The organism is Bacillus sp. CCB-MMP212, assembly GCF_022748145.1.
Taxonomy (GTDB): domain Bacteria; phylum Bacillota; class Bacilli; order Bacillales; family Bacillaceae_G; genus Bacillus_A; species Bacillus_A cereus.
The window spans coordinates 1-26603 of the sequence record NZ_JALDQE010000019.1 but is presented as its reverse complement, the minus strand read 5'-3'; the positions used below and the strand labels follow the sequence as shown (position 1 = coordinate 26603).

Here is a 26603-nt window from a genome sequence, read left to right as displayed (position 1 = left end):
TTTTTATTAGGGGAGAAAGAAAATGGAAAACAAAAGTATTTTAAAAGGCGGCCTTTCAATTATTTCTCAATGTAAAAAAGAAACAAATGATATTTGGCATGCGCATTTTGGAGCAGCTGCAATTGCTAGTTATTTTTTTATGAAAGATAATAATATTGATGAAGAAACAGCTCGTAATATGTATTCGCAAACAAGGATGATGCTAAGCAAGAAAAAAATTGGTGAGATGATTGATGATAAAAAAGAAATAGATTTTCAGATTGCGGAGAATATGATTATAAAATCTTTAGAACAAACGATTGATGAACTTCATTGGGTGGGGCATAACGTCATTTATGCGTCATTAAGTTTATTAGCTATGAAAGAGCTACAAAAATGGGGTAATAATCAAGCAATTGAAGGGATTACTACTCTTATTTTATCATTTCGAAAAACAATTCCAGGTAGATCGTGGATTGGTTATACGACGAAAGAAGTAAAACAATTAAGTTTTGAAGATGAGATACAAAGTGAATTGAGTAATCCAACACAAGTATCTCAGTTCATTTTAAATGAGTTATCGAAATTTAATAGTATTTATCGAGCGGAATCACATCATGATTTAATTGGGCATTTGCTTACATACTCCCACGCAATTAATATAATGTACGATTTAGGACATATAGATATATTTCAACGAGGGATACGTCCGCTTTTAAAACTAGTATACGTACTAAGAGCTAGCCAAAAGCTCAAGCTGAATACGGAAATAACTTTACACTCACCTATTGATCGATTACCTTTAATTCAATCTAAACGTGCAAATATTTTACCAACTGAAAATATATTTTGGATAAAAGACTATAGTGAATTCGATTGGGATTTTGGTCATGTATTTAAATTCTCATATAGTTATTTTAATCATATAAAAAGAGCTCCAAATTATAAAGATATCACATTAGAAAAATTCCGGTATGTTATTCATTCTTAATGAACGTTAATGATCTGTAAAAGGAAGTTTAACCTAGTTTTTTTGTTAGTAGTATATTATTTTTTCAAATATGTAAGATTTTACATGCGTATTTTACTTTTACTAATTATGTAAGTAGGCTATACTGAAATACATACATTTTATTTTTGGAGAGATGTAAAACGACATGGAACTAGCGAAATTGGAAAAAGTAATTGAAATAAAAAAAGAAGAACTTTTATATTTAGTATCGGATTATGGAATTCAACATGAAAAAGTATTGGCATTGAGTCAAGAACTAGACAAATTAATCAATTACTTTATGTTTTTAAAATAGGAAGAACTATGACATGATGTGAAAATGTTATAGTTCTTTTTTATTTGGAAATTCAAATGTATACTATATACTAATAATTGATAGAATATTCCGTTTTAAAGGTGGGGGAACTATGATATTATTTACGCACATTTCAGGCGAAGGGGAACAAATCGTACTTTTACATTCTGGTGGTATGACAGGTTTAGTAGAATATGAAGAGCAGGTAGCATTTTTTCGAGAACAAAATTATCAAGTCATTCGCCCTGATTTAAGAGGGCATGGAAGATCAGGAGGAGCATTGGAGGATTATTTCATACGTTCTGCAAAGGATTTATATGATACGTTAGAGCATCTACAAATTGATAGATGTCATATAGCTGGTGTTTCACTAGGAGGATTAGTCGCTTTATTATTTGCAAAAAAGTATCCAGAGAAAGTGAGAACATTAACTTTTTCAGGTATATTTCCGGTTAAGAGGGATAATTGGGAAGAGTCTCTGGAGTATGAAGCGAAGTGTCACCAGCAATTGATGGAAAATGAAGAAGTTGTAACTTATATGAATCAAATTCATGAAAAAAGTGATTGGAAAGCATTGCTTGAATCGTGGCAAGTTAAAGATTGGTACCCTTACGATGAAACTGGTGAAGTAGCGAATCTTCAAATACCTACACTTTGTATTGTTGGGGGAGATTCAGAAGATGAAGTTACAGCTGCTACAACGTTTAAACAATTAAACAAAAATATTCATATTGCCGTTATTCCGTTTGCTGGTCATTTAGTGCATAGTGATCAACCAAAAATTTATTCGAATATATTGTCTAATTTCTTACAGAACGCGCAAGTTGCTAGTCGAATATAAGGACTTTTGGGTATAATAATAAAGGAATTATTAATTGTATCGGTTAGGAGCTTAATACATATGAAAACAGTTGTTGTCATCGGTGGAGGTATAACGGGACTTTCTACTATGTTTTATTTAGAAAAATTAAAAAAGGATTATAATATCGATTTAAATTTAATTCTTATTGAAAAAGAAGAGTATTTAGGTGGTAAAATCCATAGTGTGGAAGAAAAGGATTTTATTATGGAATCCGGAGCAGATTCTATTGTTGCTCGTAATGAACATGTCATGCCGCTTATAAAAGATTTAAATTTAGAAGATGAAATGGTATATAATGAAACGGGTATTTCTTACATATATTCTGAAAACATGTTACATCCGATTCCTTCTGATACTATATTTGGGATACCGATGAGCGCCCGGTCGTTGTTTAGCAGTACGCTAGTCTCAACGAAGGGGAAAATCGTAGCTTTAAAAGATTTCATAACGAAAAATAAAGAGTTTACGAAAGATACATCACTTGCTCTATTTTTAGAAAGCTTTTTAGGCAAAGAGTTAGTGGACAGACAAATTGCTCCTGTGCTTTCAGGCGTATATTCTGGTAAATTGAATGAGCTTACAATGGCATCTACATTACCGTATTTACTGGATTATAAAAATAAGTATGGAAGTATTATTAAAGGTTTTGAAGAGAATAAAAAACAATTTCAATCAGCAGGAAATAAAAAATTCGTATCATTTAAGGGTGGACTATCTACGATAATTAATCGCTTAGAAGAAGTGCTGACTGAAACTGTCGTAAAAAAAGGTGCTATAACGACGGCTGTAAGTAAACAAGAAGATCGATATGAGATTTCTTTTGCAAATCATGAAACAATACAAGCTGATTATGTTGTTTTAGCAGCTCCACATGATATAGCGCAAACTTTATTACAGTCTAATGAGTTAAATGAGCAGTTTAATACATTTAAAAACTCATCTCTTATTAGTATTTATTTAGGATTTGACATACTAGATGAACAACTACCAGCTGACGGTACGGGGTTTATTGTAACGGAAAACAGTGATTTACATTGTGATGCTTGTACATGGACAAGTCGAAAGTGGAAACATACATCGGGTAAACAAAAATTATTAGTTAGAATGTTTTATAAGAGTACCAATCCGGTATATGAAACAATCAAGGATTACAGTGAAGAAGAATTAGTACGAGTAGCTTTATATGATATTGAAAAGAGTCTCGGAATTAAAGGTGAACCAGAAGTAGTTGAAGTTACAAATTGGAAAGATTTAATGCCGAAATATCATTTAGAACATAATCAAGCGGTTCAAGCATTGCAAGAAAAAATGACAAATCTTTATCCAAATGTATATTTAGCTGGTGCCTCATATTACGGTGTTGGAATTGGTGCGTGTATTGGAAATGGAAAGAATATTGCCAATGAAATAATGGCTACATTAAATAAATAATACTGTAGAATAAATAAAAACTGTTCCTTCAGCAAAATGAAGGAACAGTTTTTATTTATTTTATTTGAATGGAAATTTTATTGTTTTTTACATTGTTTTCTTTTATTGTTAATGTTATTTCTCCAGATTCTTTAAATGAATACGGTGATAGTTGATAAATATCTTTTATATCATGTTTTTCTTGTAATTTACTTATCGGTATTAATACGATATTTGGCTTCCATGTTTCTTGTTTTCCTGAAGGATATTCTATAAGTATTACCGGATTTTTTAACTGCATTTTTTTCCAAGAGACGAAATATAGTTGAACTTCTGTATCTTTTTTTAATAATTCTTCGGAGAAATAACCGAATTCGCCTACATTACCGAAAACAGTGTAGTTTTGATTTTTTAATTTAATATCTAAATAACTAGGTTGATATGTTACTGCATGATAAGTTCCATATGAAAGTGAGAGTATGGCAGCGATTAAAATACCGATTGAAAATGTCTTAAAGCTATTGCCTTTAAAGTTAGTCATCATGAAAGAGTTTGGTGTGAATTTTTTTGCGAATAAAAAAATAAGTAATATGAGTAAGAGGGATAAGCCGATGAATATATACATAGGAAATTTACACCTCCACAATAAAATAATGTATTAACTATATTTTACCATAAATGTATGGGGTAGGGTGGTTGTTTGGAAGGAGAAAATGAAGAAACAATTTTTTTTACAGTTCTTGATAATTTGAAATTCGATTTATGGAAATTATAGCGTAATGTTTGAGTAGTAATCAGAAGGTATCCAATTCGTGTATATAGAATAAAGAGGGAATGCGTCATTAGAAATGTTTGATTTATGGAACAATAAGGACTTTAGTAATTATAAATATTTTTTCTGATATAATGAATGAGTAGAGAGAAAGGAGTGATCCTATGGCATTTCCTATATTAGAAACAGAACGCTTACGTTTAGTTGAAATAGAACAATCTTATTGTCAAAAAATATATGAAATCTTTTCATTGGATGAAGTAACGTGTTATTACGGTATGAATTCTTTTACGGAGTTTGGACAAGCTTCACGTATGATCGAATCTTTTTCGAAAAATTACTTTGAGAAAAAGGCAATACGATGGGGAATTGTGTTAAAAGAAACGAACGTTTTAATAGGAACAATTGGACTAAACAATTTACAATTATGGAGTAAACGATCTGAGATTGGATATGACCTGCATCCTCGTTATTGGGGAAATGGTTATGCGTCAGAAGCGGCTCGAGAAATTATTGATTATGGGTTTAAAGATTTGGGTTTGTTTAGAATTGGAGCTATTACATATCCTGAAAATGTTACTTCTTGTAGAATGTTATCTAAAATCGGCTTTCAAAAGGAAGGTCTATTGCGCGGATATATTCATCAAGGAAATAAGCAACACGATGCATTATTGTATTCTATAGTGCGAACTGATATTGAGGACATAAATTTATAATAAAAAAAACCTCTTAATTAAAAGAGGTTTTTTTTATTATAAATTAACCTAATTTAGGTAATAAACGTTCTCCGCTTTTCATGCTACTTTTACATAAAGGGCATTTAGGCTCTTCTTCAAATGAAAAGTTCTTTCTCATCCATCCTAAACAATCCTCTGATTCACATTCCCAAACAGGGGTTTGTTCTGGTGGTACTTCTGCTACATCGTTCTTTCGATTGCGATACATGTAACCACTCCTTTTATGTAAAAAATTTTAGTTATATATTAAAAAGGTTGTTAACCTTGCTGGTAACAACCTTTTTATTGTTTGAATTATAGCTTTACAACGTTTTTAGCTTGAGGTCCGCGGTTACCTTCTTCAACTTCGAAGCTAACTTCTTGACCTTCGTCTAGAGACTTGAAGCCGTCGCCAGTGATAGCTGAGAAGTGAACGAATACGTCGTTACCGTCTGCAACTTCGATGAAACCGAAACCTTTTTCGCTGTTAAACCATTTTACTTTACCTGTTAATGTCATGGTAATGCCTCCTAAAAGTAGAAAAATTACAATATGATCGGCCTTATTTGAATGAAAATAAAAGTTCACATATTATCAAAAACCCATAAGGAGTACAAAATGTCCCTGATTGATACTTGATAATATGCAAAGAAAATATAGTGTTAAATTGACCTTAATTACTATCTTACAACAAATGGTGGGAAATAGCAAGTGCTGGTAATACCACTGACTAATCTGGGTGATAATAGTAAAGGCACAAAGGCACCTCTTTTATTTATATATTATTCCTAATTTGAATTTATTCCAAACAAAAATCATTTATATGAAAAAATAAGTTTAAATAAAAGGCTAAATATTATTTTAATATTGCTGATGAGTACCATAATTAGGAGGATAGAATATTGCAAAATAAACAATTTAAAATAATTGAAGCAGCAAAAGAAGGAAGAAGAAAAGTTCATCCTGTTTTTGCTGTCATACTCGCGATTATATTTTTAACTTTAGGTGAATTATTTATGTTGTTTTTGCTGATTTTACCGAAAGCAGAAACAACTTTTATGAAGGCGATTTATAGCGACATTGAGATGATATTAACGTTTGGCGGCGCAATATTTTTTGTGTTTTTATGGATTAGATTTGTAGAGAAAAGATCATTTTCATCCATTGGTTTTTGGGGGAATCAATGGATAAGAAAATATTTGAGAGGTGCATTAATAGGATTTGTTTTCATTTCAATACCAGTAATTTTACTCCTATTAGCAGGAGTTGTAACATTACAAATATAAAAAATTACAGTAACCGCTATATTGGGTATTGTAGGTTCTTTAGTCGCATTTTTAATACAAGGGGCAACAGAAGAAATTATTGTACGAGGTTGGTTATTCCCGGTTCTTTCTGTTAGAAGTCGTATATGGGTTGGGATTGTTGTGACGTCTTTCTTATTTGGTTTTCTTCATTTACTTAATCCAGGTATTACAATTCTTTCAATATCGAATATAATATTAGTTGGTGTATTTGCAGCTTTTTACGTTTTAAAAGACAGTAGTCTGTGGGGGATTTGCGCATGGCATTCCATTTGGAATTGGGCACAATATAACGTCTACGGTTTTGCAGTTAGCGGGATGACCATATATTCAACGCCGTTATTTAAACCTGCAACAAATGGCCCCGTATTCCTTCATGGAGGCACGTTTGGAATTGAAGGTAGTATCATTACAACAATCATGCTCACTATCGCTTCAATTGTTTTATGGAGAAAGTTATGGGGAAGAAAAGTGAAACAACGAAATTTTAGTTAATGAAAGAAGGAGAAACTATGGGGATAATAGCATTTGAGGGAGCAAGCGCTGTTGGTAAAAGTACCACGTGCCGTGAATTAGAAAAGAATTATGGTGCTTATATAATACCTGAAGTGAATTCTTTATTTGAAAGGCCAAAAAATGAACATAGAACATGGTATTTTGAAAAACAAGTTGAGCGCTGGAATATAGCTGTTCAGAAGTCAGAGCAATATGAATTAGTAATACTCGATGGTGATATATTTCAGCCACTTAGTTATAATTGGTGTTTTCATTTTGATATATTTAATCAGCCATTATCTTTAATAGAAAATTTTTATAAAGAAAAGATGTTAAATAGGGAAATTGGTTTTCCGGATCAATATTTTTATTTATATACGAACGATGAAGAACTTAGAAAGCGGAAAGTATATGATGAAACGAAAAGAAGGAGAAACTTTGAAAAACATTTACATATATCAAAATCGTTTCAGCGTTATTATGAAAATTTAAATACTGTTACAGATGGGTATTGTAAATTAATTGAGGCGAAAAGTGTAAGAAATAATGAATTAGAAATAGTGAGAAACTCAAAAAATTTGAACGTGTGTGAAGAAAGACGTTTTGATGTTTCGAGGTTAGATGCTATTACGAAGTGGTTAAAAGAAAATCGTGCATAAAGTAAAAACAACGAGTGTTGTAGAACGCACTCGTTGTTTTTTTGCTTCTTTATAAATATAAAGGAAAAATTTGTAGAATACTTTCAAAATTTAACAGAATAATCTTTCAATTTTAAAGAAAAAGAAATACAATATGAGAAAGTATATATAAATAATATGATAGGGGATGGGATGCGATATTTTAAATGAAGTAACAGTTTTTATATAAAAAATAATTAGGTAGTCAGAACAGAGATATTTGGGAGGAAACAAGCGCGATGAAAACACTATTTAAAATAATCGGTATTCTAGCTGGTATGGCGGTAATCGGAGTAGGTTTAACATATGGTATGCTGCATTATTTAAATAATAGTAAACCAGCTGCGAAAAAGGCATCACCAGCTGCTCCAGCAGTAGAAGTATTAGCTGATAGTAACGTAAAAGCAGAAGATGCAAAGCTTTTAGAGAATGGCAATTATTCATTGCCAAATAGTGGTTTTAATAAAAATTTTAAATGGACAGATGAGAACATACAGACAGCATTACATGAAATGGCACATCAAAAAGCGAAAGCTGATCAAAAGTGGGGCTATATTTTTATTACACAAGAGCGGATTGAAAGCTTAATTGATATTGTAAAGAGTAATGATCTTGTACAGGGAAGTACATATGTAGAAATTTTAGAACGATGGAAACAAGGAAAATATGAAAAGGTTGATGGGGATCACAATAAGATTTGGAAATTACAAAGTGGGAATTTAGGAGAAGGAAAAGGAGTAATGTCGGAAGCTGAGCAAAAAGAATTAATTAATCAAGTGTTTATGAACAAAGGTACATATTCAGGTAGTAAATTAATTGCAGGTGGCGGACAGACTAATAAATAATATACTAATTAATGTAAGAGAGTAATTGCTTATTAGGCAATTACTCTTTTTAAATGTACTTCTTAATATCTTAATCTCGTTCAAGTAAGGAAAGAAACGACTGTAACACCGGGGAAATCCATCTGGATTTATGATAGATTACATGACTTTGAATAACGGATGGAGTTTCGATAGGCTGAAAACATAGTTGTTCTTTTTGACAACTTTCCTGTACAACGATATAAGGAAGAATTGAAATGCCTAACTTACACATGACAGATTGTTTAATGACTTCAACATTGGAAGTTTCAAATGTTTTAGCTGGAATATTTCCGCTTTGACGTAAAAAACGATCTACCATTGTCCTATAGCCGCAGCTTTGTTCTGTAAAAATGAACTGAGTTTCCTGTAATAACTGGAATGGATTTGTATGTGCAGCGGAATAAGCTGGTAAAATCCATCCAAATGTTTCATTACTAAAAGTACGCGTAATAAAATCATTATGTTCTATACTTTCTCCAATTATGAAGACAACGTCTGTTTCTCCTTCACGTAATTTTTGTAATGCTTGTTCATTTGTGTTTGTTTCAAGTACGATATTTACTTTCGGATTTTTCTGTTTGTAAGTACGTAATAATTGTGGTAATCGGTATACCGCTAATGATTCATTAGATGTAATACTTAATGTACCTTCTAAATAATCTGTATTTTGGGGGATTTCTTGCGCTTTTTCATATATTGAAAGTAATTCTAATGCATAAGGATGAAATTGATGACCTGCTTTTGTAAGTAGCACTTTTTTCCCTAACCGATCGAAAAGAGGAATATGTAAATCGTTCTCTAAAGCTTTCATATGTGCTGTAACAGTAGATTGCGCATAACCTAGCGCGTGCGCAGCTTTAGAAAAATTACCATACTTCACAATGGCGCAAAATGTTTTAACATGTCTCATTTCCATAAGCGATCCCTCTTTTATTATCATGATTTGTGAATGATTATATCATGTATTTTAATTTTCCAAATGATTAAATTCTGTATAAAATGAAATTGTAGAAATATTCATTCAGGTGATATTGGAGGAGAAAAGATGATCAAAAAGGGCTATCATGTAGCTGTTGTTGGGGCTACAGGTGCGGTAGGGCAAAAAATTATTGAACTGTTAGAGAATGAAATGAAGTTTAATATAGTTGGAGTTACATTGCTTTCGTCAAAACGATCCGCTGGTAAGAAAGTAAGATTCAAAGGACGAGAGATAATTATACAAGAGGCAAAAACAACTAGCTTTGAAGGTGTAGATATTGCCTTTTTTAGCGCTGGGGGAGAAGTATCTAGACAATTTGTAACTCATGCAGTTTCTAGTGGTGCGATTGTAATTGATAACACAAGTGAGTACCGAATGGCACAAGGTGTACCGCTCGTTGTTCCGGAAGTGAATGCGCACACTTTAAAACAGCATAAAGGTATCATTGCAGTTCCAAATTGTTCAGCACTACAGATGGTAACAGCACTTCAGCCGATTCGAAAATCATTTGGTTTAGAAAGAATTATCGTTTCAACATATCAAGCTGTATCGGGTTCTGGCATTCATGCGATTCATGAATTACGAGAGCAGGCTAAGTCTATACTTGCAGGTGAAGAAGTGAAGAGTGATATATTACCGGTGAAAAAAGATAAAAAACATTATCCAATAGCATTTAATGTACTGCCTCAAGTAGATATATTTACAGACAATGATTTTACTTTTGAAGAAGTCAAAATGATTCAAGAAACGAAGAAAATATTAGAAGATGAAAACTTGAAAATGGCAGCTACTTGTGTACGTGTTCCAGTTGTATCGGGGCATTCAGAATCGGTTTATATAGAACTGGAAAAAGAAGCAAGCGTTGCGGAAATCAAGGGAATACTAATGGATGCACCAGGTGTTATTTTGCAGGATAACCCTAGTGAACAGTTGTATCCAATGCCATTATATGCAGAAGGGAAAATAGATACATTTGTCGGAAGAATACGTAAAGATCCTGATACGCCAAACGGATTCCACCTCTGGATTGTTTCCGATAACCTATTAAAAGGTGCGGCTTGGAATTCAGTTCAAATCGCAGAGACTTTAGTGGAAAAGGGGATACTTTAATATAGTTTAAAAAACTGGGGAATCGTTAATGATTCCCCAGTTTGTATTTCATAATTGATTTCTTTATTTCGGCCGACTTTAATTAAAATTAGTCGTTATTGAATTTTTATAAATATCTACTTTATGTGCAGTGAAGCGTAAGGTTTTGGATTCTGCATGAATTGTAAGATTAATAATAATCGATAACGGCATTTCGACCGTTTTCACAATATCTTCTATAGCAATATACTCATTTTTTGCTTCCTTATAATAAACAACAGAACGAATTACGGCCTCGTCACCTTCAATATCAATTTCACACATCATAGGGGATTTTTCACCATTATGTAAGAATAATTCGCCTAGTACGATTGAACCGTTTAATTCTTCTGTAAAATTAGTAGTTGCCGCTGGTTTTACCCATGTTTCGTCATGTTCTTCGTTTTCCTCTTCATCTATTGCCCATTCCCAAATGGGGTTTTGTTTTAGGTCCTCAATAGTTAATTTATCAATTGGTTTGCAACTACTCATACATAAATTCTCCTTTTATTTTGATAAATAAGTTTTTTGATTTCATGAATTAGATGATTGCTTATAAGTGGGTTTAACAAAGTATTTTGCTCATTTGATATCCAAACTACTGTATTTTGAAATAAAGCTATTACAGCAATATTAACAAAACTTTAATTGTCTAGTAAATAATTATTAGTGGAGATATTAAAATGGGATGGTGTTAAAGAAAGATAGTAAAAAACATCAAGGATGAATGAAATCCATTTGGTACGATATGGATATATCCAATGTGAGGGGGAGTTTGATGTATCAAGTAAAGGGGTATTTTTCATCATTAAAAGGAAGTTATTATGAGATTGGAAAGCAACAAGGGGAATTCGTGAAACAAAATCCGTATCTCATCCCGCAATTTATACACGAAGAAAATGTAATATCTAATAACCATTGGACAGAATCGAGAAATATACTAAACAAACATTGTCCAGGCATAAATGAAGAAATTGAGGGGTTTTGTGAAGTGTTAAAAATTCCTTCAAAAAATATGATGTATTACTATCAAACACTATTGAAAGCAGGTTGTAGTCATTGTGCAGTATTACCTAAAAAGACCGATTTAGAGCACACATATGTATTAAGGAATTATGATTTGTCACCAGTAATAGATGATATGCGTTTTTGTTCAACTCATGTTGAAGGTGCGTATGCACATAGTGGCTTTTCTACTCAATATTTTGGCCGAACGGAAGGGATAAACGAGCATGGATTAGCTGTTACATTTTCAGCATGTGGTCAACCAGTAGGAAATATTGCAGGTTTAAGAAAGCCAATGGTGAGTGGTTTACAATGTTTTGCGGTAATTCGATTGTTGTTGGAGAAATGTAAAAATGTGCAGGAAGCTAAGTTACTAATAGAAGAAATCCCAATTGCTAGTAATATTAATTTAATAATAGCTGATCCTTTAAATGCAGCATATATTGAAATATTTGACGGTCATAAATCCACAATAACGATTGATGGTGAAAAACAAGCTTTTATTGTATCAACAAACCATGCAGTTAGTTCATCAATTCAGAAATTAAATAATAGGAAATTAGAACAATCAACAAAGAGATATCACCTTTTACATGAGCATTTAAATAGATGTGAACAAGTAAGCATAGAGTCTTTAAAAAAGTTAGTAGAAGAAGAATATCCTGCTGGACTTACTGTGCATAACTATGAAGAATGGTTTGGAACTTTACATTCTGTATTATTCGATTTACATGATCGTACAATGAAGATTTGTTTCGGATCACCACTTTTAAACGACTGGTATTCATTGAAAGTTGGAGGAAGTATGCCGTTTTCTGAGGTGAACGTGAACTTTAAAAATAAAACTTATACTGACTTTTGGAAGGAAGATAAGAATGAATTGATACCTAAAAGATAAATGGGATAAGATGGTGATGTAAAGAGTGCATTTATACTGGAGGGATTATCAATACTAAAAGTTACGTTACCATTTGTTCTTATCTTTTTTCTTGTCATTGCGATGTATATTGCTTATCAAAAGAGAAAAAAGTCTGGGATAAAAGGATTGAAAAGTGCGGTAACTTCTATTTGCTTCTTTTCACTTGCAATCTTAAATATGTTTGCATATTGGTTTCATTTTGGCGGTGCTTTTACTTGGTTATTTTCAATTGTATTATTGCTAGTTGGTGCATATTTTACTAAATATATTCCAATATCTAAAAAGGTACATTAAAGTTTATAAGAGTTAAATATAATGTTTACTTTGTTTTGAAAAGAGATTATTCTACTAAATTGTTGTGAAACGGTTTCATAGGATAATCTCTTTTGTTTAGTTTTGGAAAGAACGTACTGTGATTTTTAGTTGCTCAATAAATTCTCGAGTTGCAGCACACATATATTTATCTTTTCTATAAATTAGCCCTATTTCAATTATTGGAGTAGGGTTTTCTATTTTAATAGCTTGAATGTTTTTATTTTGTAAAAAGTCTATATATGGTTTGGGTAACACTGTAATTCCCATTCCTTTGGAAACCATTTGGATTAAAGATTCCATCGTACTAATTTCTAAAATTGGCCTTGGTTTAAAGTTTAACTTTTGACAATGAGATGTAATTAGTTCGGTTAAAAAGAAATTTTTAGGTAAAAGAATTAAAGGGTAGTTCTGTAATTCAGCAATAGATACATGATTACGTTCAGCTAATCGATGACCAGTGGGCACGACCAATGTAAGATTGCTTTTGTATAGAGGGATGGAGATAATCTCTTTATCTTGCACCGGGAGAAATGTAATTCCAATATCTAGTTCGTTTTGTAATAATTTTTCACGAATATCTCCTGTACGAAGCCCTAATACAGAAAGCTCTATATTAGGATATAAATTATTAAAATTTAAAATAGCTGTTGGTAGTAAATAATTTACGACGGTTAACAAAGCCCCTATTGTTAAGGAACCTTGCTGTAATCCGTTTAGGTCTTGAATAGCTGAACGAGCTTGTTCGACTTCATGAAAAATGGTTTTACTATGTGATAATAAAATCTTCCCTGCTTCAGTTAATGATATTTTTTTACCAATTCGATCGAAAAGTGGCATTCCTACTTCATGCTCTAATGCACGTATTTGTTGACTTAGTGAAGGCTGTGAAATATTTAATTTTTCAGCTGCTTTTGTGAAATGTAATTCTTTTGAAACAGCTAAAAAGTATTCAAGTTGTCGTAATTCGATTGGAATCACCTCAAGTATAATGATAGGTTATACCTATCATTATTATATAAATAATTGAATTGAACAATGATTTTAGAGGTTTTATAATCATCTTTATGTAACAGAGAGGGTTGTAAAAATTAATCGAGAGAAAATACATGTAACACCTTTAAAGGAGGAAATAGAATGGCTAATGAATATCAATTATTATCTTTAAATATAGGATTACCAAAAGAGGTTATATACGGCGGAAAAGTAATTCATACAGGCATAAATAAGAAACAAGTAAAGGAACCGGTATATTTATCCTTTGTAAAATTTAATGGAGATGGACAGGCGGACTTAGTTCATCATGGAGGAGTAGATAAAGCAGTTTGTGTTTATACTGGTGATCACTATCCATACTGGGAAAAAGAATTGAATCAAGATCTTGTATATGGGGCTTTCGGAGAAAATATAACAGTTAGTGGTATGCGCGAAGAGGATGTTTGTATTGGTGATACGTTTGAGCTCGGAGAGGCAATCGTACAGGTAACACAACCAAGGCAACCTTGTTTTAAATTAGCAAAAAAATATAATATTCCAAAGTTACCACTATATTTTCAAGAAACAGGATATACAGGATTTTATTTTCGTGTATTAAAAGAAGGATGGGTATCATCAGTCGATACATTAAAAAGTCTACAGTCTGATCCGAAAGGTGTTTCAATAGCGTTTGCTAATCGTATCATGCATAAGGAAAAACAAAATATTGAAGGGGTAAAAAGAATATTAGAAGTAAATGCACTTTCAAGTAGTTGGAGAAAGTCTTTTGAAAAGCGTATAAGTGGAGAAGAAATTAATACGAAGGAAAGACTTGAAGGGATAAAAGAATAAAAATATTTTATTATAAATAGTGTATTTCTATTAGTAAAAGCTAATTAGAAAGCGCTATTTTTATATAATAAACTAATTAATATCCAGAAATCTTAATATTGTTTTATTCGACTTATTTTCAAATAGTCAAAACATAAAATTAATTAGACTTTTTTTTTATGTTTTATGATAGTATATTGATTGGTAAGACCTCTATTTTTAAGAGTAGGTCATATAAGTATATCTAATTTAATGGAATTTAACATTTGGAGGTACAACATGGGGAATGTTGAAAAATTGGCAAGTCTTCTAATAGAAGAACCGAAAAGAGAGCAGTTATTTCCTTTATTTGAAGAAGTGTTTGGAATTAAAACTCAAACATTGAATGATTTTTCGGATAAAGGATATTGGGATGATACATATAAAGCTTTATCGTTTTTACAAGAAGATAAAGTGATTGCAAATGTTGCGGCATTTTCACTCCCATTATTAATTAATGGTGAAAAAATAAATGCGGCGGGTATTCAATCAGTAATGACACACCCTAATTTCCGTAGACAAGGGTTAATGACACAATTAATGGATAAAATGATAGAAGAAATCGATAAGAAATGTGAATGTGCATTATTGTTTACGGAAAACCCTGAACTATATACAGCATTTGGATTTAAAGTTGTGCAGGAATATTTGATGACTATACCATATGATAAAAATATTAATAATAACGATTCACTACTTAAAAAGTTAGATTACTATAATATAGAGAATAGACAGTTAATACATGAAACTATTGATAGTAGCCAAAGACTTTCAAATAGTTTTTCAACTTTAAACTTCCATCCTTCATTTTATTTGAATATGTATGATTCGGAATGGAATGAGAAATTGTATTATTCAGAGAAACTAGATGCTCTAATCGTTTATGAAGTAGAAAATGAAAAGTTGAAATTATTTGGAGTATTTGCGCCAGTACTTCCGGTTTTAGATGAATTATGTGGAGAAATCAATGAAAGGTTTACGGAAATCGAATTTTATTTTTCTCCGGATCAATTAGGGGTTGAGGATGTACAGTTTACAGAAGTACAGTCTAGCAAGTATTTAATGGTTCGAAGTGATAAAGAGTTAGATTTTAAAGGTTATAAATTCCCAGTATTAGCGGAGTTTTAAGTGTCTATATAAATGCTTTATTATGGAGGAGCTATGAATATATCGTATATACCAGAACATATTGAGCAACTCACTATAATGAATGTACCTGAATACTATAAAATTAATGATAATCATGCGTTTATTGTCCGTTCGAAAGCAGAAACTGATTTTTGGCTTAAAACACATTATGGTTTTGAAGTAATGAATGGTCATGTATTTTATAATGAGATGATGACAGACTTTCAAGCTGAAGTTCAGTTACGTATGAATCCAAATTCAAAATTCGATCAAGCAGGTCTTTTTGTTATGATTTCGGAGAACTGTTGGCTAAAAACATCTTTAGAATATATCCCTGAAGGGCCATCTCACTTAGGTGCTGTCGTAACGAATAATGGATATTCTGACTGGTCAACGCAAGATTATCCAACTGAAGCATCTAAGCAACAACTTCGTTTTCGAATTATTCGAAAAAGCGGTGATTATACAATATATGTGAAAAAGGGCCATCAATGGGAACAAATAAGAATCGCTCATTTAATGGAGGATATAGGGAAGGAGCCTGTTAAAATAGGTTTTTACACGTGTAGTCCTTCTAAAAATAAGGGATTTGAGACTGAGTTTTTACATTTTACAATTGAAGAAATATAGATGAAAAACCGTATTCTTTTCATTAAGAATACGGTTTTTGTATTTATATAATATAAAGCACATTTATTGACTAGAAAGTCATTAATACTTATCATTTAATAATGTTAAATATTAATTTACATAATATAATAGAAGTAATAAAGAAATTACAAAATATATAGCTTAAATAAGGAGGGATATGAATTATTCAGTGGTAATTTCATGGGAAAAGGAGATTATGTATGAAATCATTTCGTAAGTTATTACAGTATTTAAAACCATACATGTTCTTCGCTATTATTGGGCCGCTATTTATGGTACTTGAGGTTGCGATGGACTTAATTCAACCGACTATTATGCAACATATCATTGATGTTGGGATTGCAAATCGGGATTTAAATTATGTAATAAAAATGGGGCTTCTTATGATAGGAGCAGCAGCACTCGGTTTAGTTGGAGGGCTTGGGTGTATGATGTATTCTACAAAAGCAGCTGTTAATTTCGCTACAGACATACGAAAAGATGTGTTTGCGAAAATAGAAACATTTTCTAGTAATAATCGGGACTCATTTGGAACAGGTAAATTATTAACGATCGTGACAAATGATATCACTTCCATTCAATCGGCAATGACGATGACATTACGTGTTCTCGTTCGTGGTCCACTGTTATTTATCGGAAGTATAATTATTGTTTTTGTAACAGCGCGAGAGTTATTTCCAATATTACTTGTAGTTGTTCCGATTTTATTACTTGCGATTATTTTAATTGCAAGTAAAGCAAGTGGTACATTTAAAAAGGTGCAAGAGGCATTAGACAAAGTGAATACAAAGCTACAAGAAAATTTATCTGGTGTGCGTGTTATAAAAGCGTATGTAAGACAAAAATACGAAATCGCTCAATTTGGAAATGTAAATACAAATTTAACGAAGATAAATATTCGAGCTGTGCAACTTATTTCTTTAATGATGCCAATCATTATGCTAGTTGTAAGTGGCGGGATTGTCGCAACATTATGGATTGGTGGAGAAAAAGTATTCGATGGAACGCTTCAAGTAGGAGCGATTTTGGCATTTATTAATTACTTGAATATCATTTTAATGTCACTTATGTCGATTAGCATGGTATTTATTCAAATTGCGCGAGCTTTTCCATCTGCGGATCGTGTACAGCAAGTGTTAAATACCGAGGTTGATATTATAAGCGAAGCGTATGCGATCGAACCTGAGAAAATTGAAGGAAATATCGAATTTAAAAATGTTAGTTATAGCTATACGAAAAATAATGAATACGTTTTAAAAGATATTTCGTTTAGCATACAAAAAGGTGAAAAAGTAGGGATTATTGGATCAACTGGAAGTGGTAAATCTACCTTAGCGAAACTGTTACCACGTCTATATGATGTGGATCATGGTGAAATATGTATAGATGGAATAGATGTTAAAAAATATGATTTGCAAAAACTCCGTGCTTCAATAGGGTTTGTACCTCAGAAGGCGTTGTTGTTCTCAGGCAGTATAGAAGAAAATTTACGTTATGGTAAAGAAGATGCAACACATGACGAGCTGGAAGTAGCAGCTGCATCAGCTTGTGCGACTGAGTTTATCAATAAGCTGGAAGAATCTTATCAATATAATTTAACACAAGGCGCGACAAATCTATCAGGTGGACAAAAACAACGTGTATCAATTGCAAGGGCACTTGTGAGAAAGCCACCGATTCTCATATTAGATGATTCTACATCAGCAGTTGATGCAAAATCAGAGGCTACTATTCAAATAGCTTTAAAAACAAAATATAAAGGCACAACAACTTTATTAATTGCGTCTAAAATTTCTTCCATAATGGATGCGGATAAAATACTTGTATTAGATAATGGTGAATTAGTTGGCAATGGTACACATGAACAATTGTTAGAACAAAGTGAGGTTTATCAGGAAATTTATCTTTCCCAAGGTGGTAATTTAGATAAAGAAGGTGGGGAAGAACATGCGTAATTTTCAAGGGCAATTTGCTAATAAAGTTGGACGAAACACCCCAAAGATGGGAAAAGCTAAAAATGCTCAAGGAACTGTAATGCGGGTATGGAACTATATGGGCTATCAAAAAGCTGCTCTTATGTTTGTTATATTTCTAGTCGTTGTTACTACATTACTTGGATTATTAGGTCCCTATTTTATGGGAGTCATTATAGATCAATATATTGTACCGAAAGATTTAAGTGGTACAGCAAGAATGTGTATGTTACTTATCGCGATTTATGGTGTAACTGTACTTTTAACATGGTTACAAACGTTTGTCATGATTAACGTTGCATTAAAAACAATTCAAAAAATACGACAAGATATTTTTGAGAAAATCCAAACGCTTTCTTTACGGTTCTTTGATGTGCGTTCTCAAGGTGATTTAATGAGCCGTGTGACAAATGATATAGATAATTTGAATCAAGCTTTGACACAAAGCGTTGTACAAATTATTTCATCAGCATTAACTTTTATAGGTGTAACGATTGCAATGTTCGCCTTAAATTGGATTTTAGCAATTGTAACTTTAATTACAGTACCTATTATGTTTTACGTTACAAAAAAACTAGTTGCATATAGTGGTAAAAACTTTGCGAAGCGTCAAAAAGATTTAGGTGAATTAAATGGATTTATTGAGGAAGCAATTACAGGTGCGGATGTTACAACGTTGTACGGAAAAGAAAAAGAAACTGTACAAAATTTCAATAAAATTAATGAACAGCTAAGAGTTTCAGCTACGAAGGCTGATACATTTTCAGCTTTTATTTTTCCAAGTATGAACTTTATTAATAATTTAGGTATGGGCCTTGTCATTGGGACTGGATCAGTTATGGTCTTAAACGGAATGACAACAGTAGGAGTTATTGCGGCTTTTATTAATTATTCTCGTCAATTCTCAAGACCGCTGAGTCAATTTGCGACTTTAATGAATACAATTCAAGCGGCAGTTGCTGGTGGAGAACGTGTTTTTGAAATTATGGATGAGGTACCAGAAATTCAAAATAAAAAAGACGCATTCGTTGTACAAAATTTACAAGGGCATGTTGCACTTGAGAATGTTTCATTTGGCTACGCAGAAAATAAAACGATTTTAAAAGAAGTGAGTCTTAAAGCGCAGCCAGGAGAGACAATTGCTTTAGTTGGTCCGACTGGATCAGGGAAAACAACAATCATTAATTTGTTAACTCGCTTTTACGATATACAGCAAGGACAAATTCATATTGATGGAAAAGATATAAAAGATTATGATATTAATTCTTTACGAAGTAAAATAGGAGTAGTTTTACAGGATACGTATTTATTTGCTGGTTCGATTATGGATAATATCCGTTATGGACGCTTAGATGCTACTGATGAAGAAGTTATCACTGCAGCTAAGGCAGCATCTGCACATTCTTTTATTAAGCATTTGCCAAATCAATATGAAACAGAAATTGCTTCAGAAGGATCGAATTTAAGTCAAGGGCAAAAACAACTTCTAGCGATTGCACGAGCAATTTTAGCAGATGCAGATATATTAATTCTCGATGAAGCGACATCAAATATTGATACAAGAACAGAATTACAAATACAAGCAGGACTAAATAATTTAATGAGAGGTCGCACAAGTTTTGTGATCGCTCATCGACTTAAAACAATTGAAAAAGCAGATCAAATTCTTGTTATAAAAGATGGAAATATTTTAGAAAGAGGGAATCATGAATCTCTCATGGAAGATAGAGGGTTTTATTTTGATTTGTATACGAGTCAGTTTAAAATATAGTAAAAGCATTGATATGTTGCGGTTTCTCTTGAGAGGAGAAACCGCATTTTTTATATTTGCAAATATTACTATCCAAATGGTCTTTCACTACATATTTTAACAGCATCCACCTGCATTCCAGGCAAAACATGTGAATAGCGATTTAATGTTATGAACATATCTTTATAACTGAAGTGTCCACTTACAGTCTTTGGATGTATACCTTGTTTCAAAAGTAGCGTAGCATGTGTATAATAACGTAAATCATAAAATCGAACTTTAAAAATCGGAGTTTAAATAAAAAGAGCGCTGTTAAAAGCGCTCTGAGACAAACCATACATTTAGAGAGGAATCAAGATAATATATGGATATTGTGTGAGAATGTTGTAGGTTTTAATTAAAAATAAAGCACACATATAAGTGTGCTTTTATGAACGCTTTAGATTTGTATGACTATATAGTCATACAATAAAATATGCTTGTTTAATATAAATGTGTGTCAAATCTATAAAAAGATATTGTGTATAAGGAACAATAAATGTTAATTAGCTAAGTCTTTTGTTTTTATCCTGCTATTTGCCGGACAGTAAGACCCCCACCTTAAAATTCAGCGGAAGCAAAGAAGTTAGGTGGGGGCTGGACTGCCCATAAAAGCCCGATTGGTGAGGGCTGATTAAAGTTTCACTTTATTAACGAATTTGCACAACTGTTAACGCTGCAGAACGAATATCTACTGTACCTATTACTTCAACGGGGACAATTTGAATTAAATCACCAGGGTTTAAGTTAATTAGAATGACCCCACTTGATACATCGACTTCACCAGTTCCGATAATATTAGAACGGACTGCGGATCCGGATCCTGCAATAATATTAGTCGATGAATTTAATGTCAAGAAAAAGCGAGCTGCTTCCGGGGCTAATGGAACGTTATCAAGGCTAATCGTTAATGTATAGCTAATTTGATAAATACCAGCTACCTGAATTTTAATACCAGTTCCAGTACTAATTGTATCATTAATTACAGGGACAGTAATGTTAGGATTTGGGCCTGTACTAGGTAATAGTAGTGGTGTAAATAATGTTGCAAATTGAGGTGAAGTAGCATTGAAGGCAAAACCTAGGGCAGGTAGTGAACTAGGTGCTTGTGCTTCACAATTAAAATTAGCGAATTTACGAATGGATGAGCGCATATTTTCACTCCTTTCTTGTATTTAGATTTCGTGAGTATTAACTTCACATTTTGGACAAGCGTAATACAATATATGAAAATTTATAGTAGATAGTGCACAAGCATTACTATTACGGATAAAGCTATGAATAATAATAAATACTATATGGAAAAAGCAGTTAGCTAATTTAACTAACTGCTTAGTCGGTTCTCCAAGAGCAAATAGGCGAAAAATTATTGCGCTATATAAAAGATCGCTATAGATAAGTGCTCTTTTTGAGAGTGAGTATAAAATTCTATCATTCTATCTAGTATGTGCACTGTATTATGTAGTTGCTACTAAAATTGATGTGAATTTTTAAAATTAGAGGTTTCTTTCAATGAAACCTCTAAAAAGACAACTAAATTTACGTTATAGTAAATTCAATTGCGATAGGAGTGCCTCCATCTAGGACTGCTCCTCCTACAATAGTAGCAGCTGTAGTAGTCACACCAGTAATAGTATCACCTGTTTGAATAACACCATTAATATAAAGTGTTAAAAAGGCATAAGAAGCAGGGAATGTTGTTACAGCACCAGTGTCATCAGTGAAGTCTGTGTTAGCAAAAGTTAAATCTGCACCAGCAGCAGTTCCTGTTGCGGCTGTACTTACAAATCGTCTTCCGGCTATAAAAGGTTTAACGATAGGCATTTATATTCACCCCTTTTTGAGAATTAACTTAGACAAGTTTTTTGAAAGTTTTGTCCTGTATCGTATATTATGCTGTGCTTCTACTAAGAGATACGGCTTGTATACTAGTAAATAAGTATAATTATTATGCGTTTTATAAGTTAGGTTCTTATAAGTAATTAAGTGGTTAAGGTTGGATTTTGTATATGGTATGTTTATGTTAAAAAAGAGAGCTCTTTTAGAAAGAGCTCTTAATCAAATTATTATCTTAGTGTTGGAGGGAAACTGGCGGCCTCAGTGACAGATGGTAGAAATAATTTACGTGGTATTGTAATAAATTCAAGCGCAATTTGCTTTGGATAAAAAAGTATTTGAGTTAAATCTAGAGCATGTATTAATAGTATCATGAAGCTTGTAAGAATGATAAAACTACCCCAAAAGAAACTTTTTGAAGTGTTGCGGAAATCTTTTATTAAAGAAAAGAATGAAAAAAATGCGGTAACAATGAGAATAAAAAATTTATACTTATCAGCCATTGTGATCCTCCTAAAGAACAGTAATTTATATTATACCGTATTTTCCAATATTATTATAAAAAGATTTTAAAGTGAATAATAAGAAAAAAATAAAGCCATAACTTCAAACATTAGTTTAGGTTCTATTGTTTGAATTTTTTGTTTTAGAAGATATATAATCTGAAATTGAAAATTTTCCAAATGAATTACGATTTTTTATTTCTGATCCAACATCAAGTGCTTAATGAAATGGTATGAAAGATTATAGGCTAGAGATACGAGATTAAATAAGAGGAGTTTGCGTGCTGCAAGCGTCCTAGCTCAGATTTCTACTAGAGAAAAGTATTTAGTTGGAGTTGGTATGTTAATAAAAAACGGATGGATGTCGAAACTAAATATTCATGACATTAAGGACAAAGATCAGGAAATATAATTTGGTATTCTGGGAATAACCGGAGATCCGTAGTTAAGGTTGCATAGTATTTGTATTTTTTTTCTAATTTTTCAATTGTTGTTATGTGATGAGAACCTAATCCGCGTCGTACACTATGTTGAGAAAGAGTCGGCCCAATTTGTAATTTTCGTTTTTTCATTGCATCGTTCCATGGACTATAAAAAAATTTAAAAATAAAAGCAGGTTCCATGTAAATGCTATAAGGATAATGCGAACCATGTCTCCCGACTCTATAGTTCCCATGCGAATTATTGTGAATTAATCTACCGTTAAGATATAGTTGGTTTGGATTAGGTTGAATTATTATGCCGTGATAACGTTGTTTAACAAGCGGAGAGCTATATCTTGGATTAGTGTAGCCATGAGTCGGTTCATCAATCATCATAATCATTCTTATTGAAAACATATTGCCGCCCATAGTGTTAAGTGATTTGAAAAATTGTTCTTTATTATAACAGCACAGGAATTCTGTCGTATTCAATACCATTTTCCATCCTGTAATTTCTCTTTCAATTTCCATAACTTCTTGATCAACTAAATAAGCATCAAATTCGAATGATTTTGAGTTTCGTATTTCCCAATTAGGAGCGAATGTTTTACAGATTTCAACTGAACGATCAGTGGATCCACGGTTAATAAGAATGCCATGATCAAATAGCTTTGTATGGTGCATTAACCACCACGGAAGTAAATATTCTTCATTGTAAAAATGAGAAATTAAAGTAGTCTGAATCAAAATCACCTCCGTATTTAACCTGCTTCTTATTTAATATGATATGGAAGGAAACCTATTGTTAGAAGGTCTCCTCTTAAAAGTTTTAAACCACATAGGGTATGTGGATGGATTAGTATGTAAAGTAGTCTGAATGATAAAGAGTGGTATTAAAAAGTACAAAATCTAAAATGAGCATCGAATTAGTGCATAACGATTGAAACGGCACTGAAAACTAATAAAACAGCCATAATGATGTTAAATAATTGATTATGTTTTAATAAAAGTTTTTGGAACATGGAACCAAAAAGGCTCCAACTAAATGTACTCAGTAAACCGACTATACCTAGAAATAATGAGAAAAGTAGAAAACTTGAATATGAATTGTAGTAAGGGAGTATAAAAGTAGAGACTACTGTGAGTCCGAATAATATTCCTTTAGGGTTAATAAATTGAAGGAAAATACCCACTGTAAATAAGTTTTTATTATTTTTTTCATTGTGACCGGCACCGCCTTTACTAGTAATTATTTTAAAGGCTAAATATAGCATATACGCGACACCTAAAATTTTTAAAGGAAATTCAATTATAGGGATAATATTAATTAATACAATATTAAAGAAACTGCATAAAGAAGTGAGGATGAAAAAACCGAATGCTACTCCAAAGCAAAAGTTTATGCTTCTCTTTAATCCATGTTGATTTGCGTATGTCATAGCTAAGAAATTGTTGGGACCAGGTGTGAAGCTACTTATAAATACAAATAACAAAAAAGAAAATATAGGCATTTCAAAACCCCCTATTTTTTGTGTGTTATAATGACCAAAAAGAACAATATAACGTGTGCTTTTTATTATACATAACGGTCGTTATATTGTATACAGTGTAGGAGTGTTTTTTATGGAAGAAATTCAACTTATTCTGGCAAAAAATTTAAAATCAATACGTGAAAAAGAAAAATTAAGTTTAGAAAAGGTCTCTCAATTAACAGGTGTAAGTAAAACAATGATTGGACAGATAGAAAGAGGAGATTCAAGCCCGACACTAACAACAATATGGAAAATTGCTAATGGTTTGAAAGTATCATTTACCTCTTTAATTAATAATCCACAGCCTGATACGAAAGTAGTTTTACGAAATGATGTTCAAGTATTGTCTGAAGACAATGGGAGATATAAGGTGTATCCCTCATTTCCTTTCCAAGATGATAGGAATTTTGAAATCTATATGGTTGAAATTGATACAGAAGGGAAATTAAGTTCAGAAGCGCATAAAGAAGGAACAGAAGAGTTTATAACGGTATTTGAAGGGAAATTGACAATTGATATAAATGATTGTCAATATACGTTAAATAATGGAGACTCAATTCGCTTTAAGGCGGATAGACCGCATACTTATACTAATTCAGGAAGAACATTAACTCGGTTAAGTATGACTATTTATTATCCAGCTTTATAAGCTGGCAATAATATAAAGAGTAAAAGTAAATGTGTATTGTTAAAACCATCTATAAGAGATGGTTTTATTTTTTTGAATATAAAAAAAGACACTCAATTGAGTGTCAATATAGTATTGCTCTCGCGTATAGGATTGGAGATGTTCCTCAAATACATATTGAGATGGTCTGTAAAGAAGAAACGATCTTCATCTTTAATGTAACATCGACATGGGGGAAGTGTAAATTGATAATATATATACGGAAAATTTAGTATAGATGTTTTCTACTATGGATATAGTACAATTTATTTTTGTTACGTAATCACTATCGTAATATTTATCAATTGAGTATTTAGATTGTTTATTATAAAAAGAATGAATCATTTTTTAATCAATTCGTATAATTGTAAGAGAGGCACCTGTTGATCCACCTCCAACTAAATTCACGACGGATAATATACCAAATAATTGTAGTGAAATTGTATTACCAGCATTTAAATTAGTAATTAAATTATTACTATAATTTGAAGTTGATAAAGCGGGAGAAAAAATAGAGCCAGGAATTGGCGTAGAAGCGTTTAATAGTAGTCTAGTTCCAGCAAGTAGAGCGGTTGTCATATTAACTTGATAGGTTAAATGATATCTTCCAGTTACAGGAATTGTAAATACGTCATTTGAAGCGTTAACTGTAAAATTACCGAGACTTTGGTTATTTGAAAGTGGAATGTTTGTTCCTCCTAATATGACTGAAACAGGACCACCTGATGTATTATTAGCGAACATAGAGTTTGTTGTAACGATTGAACCAGTACTTCCGGTAGGCCCAGTACTTCCGGTAGGTCCAGTACTTCCGGTAGGCCCAGTACTTCCGGTAGGCCCAGTACTTCCGGTAAGCCCAGTACTTCCAGTAGGCCCCGTAGGTCCAGTAAGCCTGTAAGGGAAAATAATGTCAAGGGCCATTGACATTATTTCTTTTTTTCTAATTTCATTATTATCATGAATATAAATCACCTCATCTTTTTAAATAAGAATGTTATAGATTTAGTACTTTTTAAATAGAATGATTAATTTATTATATTAATTAAAGCGGTTATAGCAACGGTAAAATGTTTAATATATGTAATAATTCTTTGGGGAGAAAAAAGAGAATAGTTATAAAGTTATTCTTTAATGATAGGGTCATAATGATGTGTATGAATTAAAAAACATGTGGAATGAGGTATTAAATTGAAACGCAATGACAATTTATCATTGAATAAGGAGATGATAGGACCAGAAAATATTGGACCTACATTTCCGATTCTTCCACCGATTTATATTCCAACAGGAGCAACAGGCCCGACTGGAATAACGGGGCCGACCGGAATAACAGGAGCAACCGGAGAAACGGGGCCGACCGGAATAACAGGCCCAACCGGAGAAACGGGGCCGATCGGAGTAACAGGACCGACCGGAATAACAGGACTAACCGGAGAAATGGGGCCGACCGGAATAACAGGCCCAACCGGAGAAACGGGGCCGATCGGAGTAACAGGACCGACCGGAATAACAGGACTAACCGGAGA

At 32.4% G+C, this 26603-nt stretch carries 29 protein-coding genes and 1 pseudogene; 18 read left to right on the top strand and 12 right to left on the bottom strand.

Annotated features, from left to right (window positions below; genetic code table 11):
* Positions 1–22 precede the first annotated feature (22 nt).
* The 4 genes from MRP26_RS29120 to MRP26_RS29105 all read left to right on the top strand — a co-directional run bounded on the left by MRP26_RS29120 (position 23) and on the right by MRP26_RS29105 (position 3579).
* Positions 23–970 carry a hypothetical protein gene (locus tag MRP26_RS29120; RefSeq protein ID WP_029442276.1) on the top strand — a complete coding sequence of 316 codons (948 nt, stop codon included), beginning with the start codon at positions 23–25 and terminating at the stop codon, positions 968–970.
* Positions 971–1136: 166 nt separating this feature from the next.
* Positions 1137–1286, top strand: a complete 150-nt coding sequence (locus tag MRP26_RS29115) for an aspartyl-phosphate phosphatase Spo0E family protein (protein ID WP_000417698.1) — start codon at positions 1137–1139, stop codon at positions 1284–1286.
* Between the two features lie 112 nt (positions 1287–1398).
* Positions 1399–2127 (top strand): alpha/beta fold hydrolase, encoded by a 729-nt coding sequence (locus MRP26_RS29110; RefSeq protein WP_001972536.1) that lies wholly within the window; start codon positions 1399–1401, stop codon positions 2125–2127.
* A gap of 60 nt (positions 2128–2187) precedes the next feature.
* Positions 2188–3579 carry a protoporphyrinogen oxidase gene (locus MRP26_RS29105; protein ID WP_197241515.1) on the top strand — a complete coding sequence of 464 codons (1392 nt, stop codon included), beginning with the start codon at positions 2188–2190 and terminating at the stop codon, positions 3577–3579.
* 55 nt (positions 3580–3634) lie between these two features.
* Here the strand turns inward: MRP26_RS29105 and MRP26_RS29100 are convergent, their stop codons facing one another.
* A complete protein-coding gene (locus MRP26_RS29100; protein WP_000275232.1) occupies positions 3635–4183 on the bottom strand; it encodes a hypothetical protein in 549 nt (182 codons plus the stop codon).
* Positions 4184–4494: 311 nt separating this feature from the next.
* Between MRP26_RS29100 and MRP26_RS29095 the strand changes: the two genes are divergently transcribed.
* A complete protein-coding gene (locus tag MRP26_RS29095) occupies positions 4495–5046 on the top strand; it encodes a GNAT family N-acetyltransferase (protein ID WP_000885398.1) in 552 nt (183 codons plus the stop codon).
* Positions 5047–5089: 43 nt separating this feature from the next.
* Here MRP26_RS29095 and MRP26_RS29090 read toward each other — a convergent pair whose 3' ends face one another.
* Both MRP26_RS29090 and cspD read right to left on the bottom strand, forming a co-directional pair.
* Entirely contained in the window at positions 5090–5275 is a 186-nt protein-coding gene (locus tag MRP26_RS29090; RefSeq protein ID WP_000286203.1) for a cold-shock protein, read from the bottom strand.
* A gap of 86 nt (positions 5276–5361) precedes the next feature.
* Positions 5362–5565, bottom strand: a complete 204-nt coding sequence (gene cspD, locus MRP26_RS29085) for a cold-shock protein CspD (protein ID WP_000176366.1) — start codon at positions 5563–5565, stop codon at positions 5362–5364.
* A gap of 383 nt (positions 5566–5948) precedes the next feature.
* On the opposite strand from cspD, the pseudogene MRP26_RS29080 reads away from it, so the two are divergent.
* From MRP26_RS29080 to MRP26_RS29070, 3 genes and pseudogenes are all read left to right on the top strand, one after another.
* Positions 5949–6845, top strand: a pseudogene (locus MRP26_RS29080) (CPBP family intramembrane glutamic endopeptidase).
* Positions 6845–7504, top strand: coding sequence for a DEAD/DEAH box helicase family protein (locus tag MRP26_RS29075; protein ID WP_139213228.1), 660 nt, complete (start codon positions 6845–6847; stop codon positions 7502–7504). Before MRP26_RS29080 ends, MRP26_RS29075 begins: the two are co-directional and overlap by 1 nt.
* Positions 7505–7761: 257 nt before the next feature.
* Positions 7762–8367: a PRK06770 family protein gene (locus tag MRP26_RS29070; protein ID WP_053564524.1), complete on the top strand. Its 606-nt coding sequence runs from the start codon at positions 7762–7764 to the stop codon at positions 8365–8367.
* Between the two features lie 70 nt (positions 8368–8437).
* On the opposite strand, the gene MRP26_RS29065 is transcribed toward MRP26_RS29070, so the two are convergent.
* The gene (locus MRP26_RS29065) at positions 8438–9304 is read right to left on the bottom strand and encodes a LysR family transcriptional regulator (protein WP_089170967.1); all 867 of its coding nucleotides are present in this window, start codon (positions 9302–9304) and stop codon (positions 8438–8440) included.
* Positions 9305–9433: 129 nt separating this feature from the next.
* On the opposite strand from MRP26_RS29065, the gene MRP26_RS29060 reads away from it, so the two are divergent.
* Entirely contained in the window at positions 9434–10477 is a 1044-nt protein-coding gene (locus MRP26_RS29060) for an aspartate-semialdehyde dehydrogenase (RefSeq protein WP_197241518.1), read from the top strand.
* A gap of 78 nt (positions 10478–10555) precedes the next feature.
* On the opposite strand, the gene MRP26_RS29055 is transcribed toward MRP26_RS29060, so the two are convergent.
* Positions 10556–10987, bottom strand: a complete 432-nt coding sequence (locus MRP26_RS29055) for a hypothetical protein (RefSeq protein ID WP_106825104.1) — start codon at positions 10985–10987, stop codon at positions 10556–10558.
* Positions 10988–11273: 286 nt separating this feature from the next.
* On the opposite strand from MRP26_RS29055, the gene MRP26_RS29050 reads away from it, so the two are divergent.
* Complete coding sequence (locus MRP26_RS29050) at positions 11274–12398, top strand: C45 family autoproteolytic acyltransferase/hydrolase (protein ID WP_000285230.1); 1125 nt, start codon at positions 11274–11276, stop codon at positions 12396–12398.
* Between the two features lie 51 nt (positions 12399–12449).
* On the top strand, positions 12450–12713 hold the full coding sequence (locus MRP26_RS29045; protein ID WP_140155603.1) for a hypothetical protein: 264 nt from the start codon (positions 12450–12452) through the stop codon (positions 12711–12713).
* Between the two features lie 96 nt (positions 12714–12809).
* Here MRP26_RS29045 and MRP26_RS29040 read toward each other — a convergent pair whose 3' ends face one another.
* The gene (locus MRP26_RS29040) at positions 12810–13712 is read right to left on the bottom strand and encodes a LysR family transcriptional regulator (protein ID WP_053564520.1); all 903 of its coding nucleotides are present in this window, start codon (positions 13710–13712) and stop codon (positions 12810–12812) included.
* Positions 13713–13868: 156 nt separating this feature from the next.
* On the opposite strand from MRP26_RS29040, the gene MRP26_RS29035 reads away from it, so the two are divergent.
* From MRP26_RS29035 to MRP26_RS29015, 5 genes are all read left to right on the top strand, one after another.
* Positions 13869–14558, top strand: a complete 690-nt coding sequence (locus MRP26_RS29035) for an MOSC domain-containing protein (RefSeq protein ID WP_001262982.1) — start codon at positions 13869–13871, stop codon at positions 14556–14558.
* Positions 14559–14816: 258 nt separating this feature from the next.
* Complete coding sequence (locus MRP26_RS29030) at positions 14817–15704, top strand: GNAT family N-acetyltransferase (RefSeq protein WP_050843558.1); 888 nt, start codon at positions 14817–14819, stop codon at positions 15702–15704.
* 33 nt (positions 15705–15737) lie between these two features.
* Positions 15738–16334 (top strand): DUF1349 domain-containing protein, encoded by a 597-nt coding sequence (locus tag MRP26_RS29025; RefSeq protein ID WP_053564519.1) that lies wholly within the window; start codon positions 15738–15740, stop codon positions 16332–16334.
* 221 nt (positions 16335–16555) lie between these two features.
* On the top strand, positions 16556–18310 hold the full coding sequence (locus MRP26_RS29020) for an ABC transporter ATP-binding protein (protein WP_053564518.1): 1755 nt from the start codon (positions 16556–16558) through the stop codon (positions 18308–18310).
* The gene (locus tag MRP26_RS29015) at positions 18303–20099 is read left to right on the top strand and encodes an ABC transporter ATP-binding protein (RefSeq protein ID WP_242807372.1); all 1797 of its coding nucleotides are present in this window, start codon (positions 18303–18305) and stop codon (positions 20097–20099) included. The genes MRP26_RS29020 and MRP26_RS29015 overlap by 8 nt, the downstream gene beginning before the upstream one ends.
* Before the next feature lie 668 nt (positions 20100–20767).
* Here the strand turns inward: MRP26_RS29015 and exsF are convergent.
* The 5 genes from exsF to MRP26_RS28990 all read right to left on the bottom strand — a co-directional run bounded on the left by exsF (position 20768) and on the right by MRP26_RS28990 (position 24389).
* Positions 20768–21271, bottom strand: a complete 504-nt coding sequence (exsF, locus tag MRP26_RS29010; protein WP_001257871.1) for an exosporium protein ExsF — start codon at positions 21269–21271, stop codon at positions 20768–20770.
* 385 nt (positions 21272–21656) lie between these two features.
* Complete coding sequence (locus MRP26_RS29005) at positions 21657–21941, bottom strand: DUF4183 domain-containing protein (RefSeq protein ID WP_001123247.1); 285 nt, start codon at positions 21939–21941, stop codon at positions 21657–21659.
* 242 nt (positions 21942–22183) lie between these two features.
* Positions 22184–22456 (bottom strand): hypothetical protein, encoded by a 273-nt coding sequence (locus MRP26_RS29000; RefSeq protein ID WP_000774115.1) that lies wholly within the window; start codon positions 22454–22456, stop codon positions 22184–22186.
* A 386-nt stretch (positions 22457–22842) separates the two neighbouring features.
* On the bottom strand, positions 22843–23625 hold the full coding sequence (locus MRP26_RS28995; protein ID WP_197241519.1) for a glycosyltransferase family 2 protein: 783 nt from the start codon (positions 23623–23625) through the stop codon (positions 22843–22845).
* A 179-nt stretch (positions 23626–23804) separates the two neighbouring features.
* Entirely contained in the window at positions 23805–24389 is a 585-nt protein-coding gene (locus MRP26_RS28990) for a LysE family transporter (protein WP_197241522.1), read from the bottom strand.
* A gap of 55 nt (positions 24390–24444) precedes the next feature.
* Here MRP26_RS28990 and MRP26_RS28985 point away from each other — a divergent pair, with 55 nt between their 5' ends.
* A complete protein-coding gene (locus MRP26_RS28985; protein WP_130813712.1) occupies positions 24445–25059 on the top strand; it encodes a helix-turn-helix domain-containing protein in 615 nt (204 codons plus the stop codon).
* 366 nt (positions 25060–25425) lie between these two features.
* Here MRP26_RS28985 and MRP26_RS28980 read toward each other — a convergent pair whose 3' ends face one another.
* A complete protein-coding gene (locus tag MRP26_RS28980) occupies positions 25426–26049 on the bottom strand; it encodes a BclA C-terminal domain-containing protein (RefSeq protein ID WP_242807371.1) in 624 nt (207 codons plus the stop codon).
* Between the two features lie 216 nt (positions 26050–26265).
* On the opposite strand from MRP26_RS28980, the gene MRP26_RS28975 reads away from it, so the two are divergent.
* Positions 26266–26603 (top strand): exosporium leader peptide-containing protein (locus MRP26_RS28975; RefSeq protein WP_276576198.1); only part of this gene is annotated, 338 nt, incomplete at its 3' end.

Coding starts and splice junctions, on each gene's coding strand:
- MRP26_RS29015 (WP_242807372.1), top strand. CDS start 18,303: ATGCGTAATTTTCAAGGGCAATTTGCTAATAAAGTTGGACGAAACACC.
- MRP26_RS29070 (WP_053564524.1), top strand. CDS start 7,762: ATGAAAACACTATTTAAAATAATCGGTATTCTAGCTGGTATGGCGGTA.
- MRP26_RS28990 (WP_197241522.1), bottom strand. CDS start 24,389: ATGCCTATATTTTCTTTTTTGTTATTTGTATTTATAAGTAGCTTCACA.
- MRP26_RS29005 (WP_001123247.1), bottom strand. CDS start 21,941: ATGCCTATCGTTAAACCTTTTATAGCCGGAAGACGATTTGTAAGTACA.
- MRP26_RS29095 (WP_000885398.1), top strand. CDS start 4,495: ATGGCATTTCCTATATTAGAAACAGAACGCTTACGTTTAGTTGAAATA.
- MRP26_RS29035 (WP_001262982.1), top strand. CDS start 13,869: ATGGCTAATGAATATCAATTATTATCTTTAAATATAGGATTACCAAAA.
- exsF (WP_001257871.1), bottom strand. CDS start 21,271: ATGCGCTCATCCATTCGTAAATTCGCTAATTTTAATTGTGAAGCACAA.
- MRP26_RS29065 (WP_089170967.1), bottom strand. CDS start 9,304: ATGGAAATGAGACATGTTAAAACATTTTGCGCCATTGTGAAGTATGGT.
- MRP26_RS29030 (WP_050843558.1), top strand. CDS start 14,817: ATGGGGAATGTTGAAAAATTGGCAAGTCTTCTAATAGAAGAACCGAAA.
- MRP26_RS29075 (WP_139213228.1), top strand. CDS start 6,845: ATGAAAGAAGGAGAAACTATGGGGATAATAGCATTTGAGGGAGCAAGC.
- MRP26_RS29025 (WP_053564519.1), top strand. CDS start 15,738: ATGAATATATCGTATATACCAGAACATATTGAGCAACTCACTATAATG.
- MRP26_RS29000 (WP_000774115.1), bottom strand. CDS start 22,456: ATGGCTGATAAGTATAAATTTTTTATTCTCATTGTTACCGCATTTTTT.
- MRP26_RS29055 (WP_106825104.1), bottom strand. CDS start 10,987: ATGAGTAGTTGCAAACCAATTGATAAATTAACTATTGAGGACCTAAAA.
- MRP26_RS29105 (WP_197241515.1), top strand. CDS start 2,188: ATGAAAACAGTTGTTGTCATCGGTGGAGGTATAACGGGACTTTCTACT.
- cspD (WP_000176366.1), bottom strand. CDS start 5,565: ATGACATTAACAGGTAAAGTAAAATGGTTTAACAGCGAAAAAGGTTTC.
- MRP26_RS29020 (WP_053564518.1), top strand. CDS start 16,556: ATGAAATCATTTCGTAAGTTATTACAGTATTTAAAACCATACATGTTC.
- MRP26_RS29100 (WP_000275232.1), bottom strand. CDS start 4,183: ATGTATATATTCATCGGCTTATCCCTCTTACTCATATTACTTATTTTT.
- MRP26_RS29115 (WP_000417698.1), top strand. CDS start 1,137: ATGGAACTAGCGAAATTGGAAAAAGTAATTGAAATAAAAAAAGAAGAA.
- MRP26_RS29050 (WP_000285230.1), top strand. CDS start 11,274: ATGTATCAAGTAAAGGGGTATTTTTCATCATTAAAAGGAAGTTATTAT.
- MRP26_RS29090 (WP_000286203.1), bottom strand. CDS start 5,275: ATGTATCGCAATCGAAAGAACGATGTAGCAGAAGTACCACCAGAACAA.
- MRP26_RS29060 (WP_197241518.1), top strand. CDS start 9,434: ATGATCAAAAAGGGCTATCATGTAGCTGTTGTTGGGGCTACAGGTGCG.
- MRP26_RS29110 (WP_001972536.1), top strand. CDS start 1,399: ATGATATTATTTACGCACATTTCAGGCGAAGGGGAACAAATCGTACTT.
- MRP26_RS29120 (WP_029442276.1), top strand. CDS start 23: ATGGAAAACAAAAGTATTTTAAAAGGCGGCCTTTCAATTATTTCTCAA.